Raw genomic sequence first — 1,305 nt, 5'->3', positions numbered from 1 at the left:
AGACAGGCGAACAATAGGGAAAAAACAGCACAAAGGATTGAGTACATTGAAACTTTCTTGTCCACATAGCTGCCGTTTTTCATTCTGTTTCCCTGCCGTTCAAAGTCCGCCAATACGCTTTTTAGGCGATTTTCAGCACTTTCAAGACTCCCCATGTCTATTTCCACCTTTTTGGCTGTTGCATCTTCTATGCGTCTTGTATAGGCTTCTACACGCTTCAATTCTTGAAACACAAGTTCTACCGCAAGCTGCGGATTTACTTTGGGTGTGGTGTCCTTTTTCTTTCGGGGACTGTACTGTCCCTGCTTATAGGTGTAATCCTCCGTTTTTGGGTTTGAGGGTGTTTCCATAATTCCTGCTGATTGAGTTATACTTCAATTTTTTCTGTGTCTTCTCGATGTGGGCAAGCGTATAATCTTTCCCTATCTCGCTTGCCTTGTATTCTGTTCCGCTCCGGGCTTCCACGTAATAACCGTTGAGTTTGCCGGTACTTGCCCGGGCTTCCCTTACCTTGAAACCCAGCTTTCCGAGTTCACGGCTGAATCCGGCAAGGTCAAATCCCTGCATCCTTGCAAGGACACCGTTCATAGCCTGTTTTATCTCTTCCCTGTTGGCTTTGCCTATGTCCTTTGACTGTACCAAGTTCCGCTCTCTGGCTATACTGTTGGCGGCTTCCGTTGCTCTCTTCCCTATCCAGTTGTCTTTGTAGAGTTCTCCCGATAACGACACACGGTTTGCCAGTATATGCAGGTGGGCTTGCCTGCGGTTCTTCTCCGTTCCACTGTGCTTCACAATGATATACTGGTGGTTCATCAAGCCCATGCGCTGCATGAAGTCGTTGCCGAGCTTCGCCCAGTCCGCATTGGTCATGCCTGCACTTTCTTCCACTGAAGGACTGACCTCAAACCGAAGGCAGTTGTTCTTTACGTTCGGGAAATCAACAAAGTAAGGTTTCATCTCCTGCACCATATCTTCGCCTGTGCAGCCGAAAAGCTCATGGCGGTGTATCTCGGTGGCTGCTGCCTCTCCGTTTATCTCTTTGGCAAGGTCGTACTCCAGTGCTGCCGTGCCATGAGATATGCTCTTTCCTTTTGCTATCATCGTGAAATTATCTTTTTAAGTTCTTTGATTAGTGCCTGGTTCTCCTCGAACACTTCCCTGTACTGGCGCCCACCGAAGTAGTTGTTCAGACGCTGGAGTGTTCCTTTCAGTCGGGCTATCTCCCGAAACAGTTCCCTTTCTTCTTCCGTGTACCTCTCCTTGGGTCGTCCGCCCAGTGCGAGTGTACGGCAGTATTCCGATGTG

General features: G+C 48.6%; 3 protein-coding genes. All 3 read right to left on the bottom strand.

The features are described 5' to 3' along the window. A partial coding sequence (gene mbpC / locus ABCM67_RS16225) for a mobilization protein MbpC (RefSeq protein ID WP_342993072.1) occupies window positions 1-350 on the bottom strand: 350 nt, incomplete at its 3' end. Then, window positions 307-1,101 carry a mobilization protein MbpB gene (gene mbpB / locus ABCM67_RS16220; protein ID WP_342993070.1) on the bottom strand — a complete coding sequence of 265 codons (795 nt, stop codon included), beginning with the start codon at window positions 1,099-1,101 and terminating at the stop codon, window positions 307-309. The genes mbpB and mbpC, both read right to left, overlap by 44 nt. Beyond that, window positions 1,098-1,305: mobilization protein MbpA (gene mbpA / locus ABCM67_RS16215; protein ID WP_342993069.1), on the bottom strand; the 208-nt coding region annotated here is incomplete at its 5' end. The genes mbpB and mbpA, both read right to left, overlap by 4 nt.

This window comes from Blautia sp. 2227st1_G12_2227SCRN_220401, from assembly GCF_039062885.1.
In the GTDB taxonomy this organism is placed as follows: Bacteria; Bacillota; Clostridia; order Lachnospirales; family Lachnospiraceae; genus Blautia_A; species Blautia_A fusiformis.
This window is presented reverse-complemented; position numbering and strand designations above follow the sequence as displayed.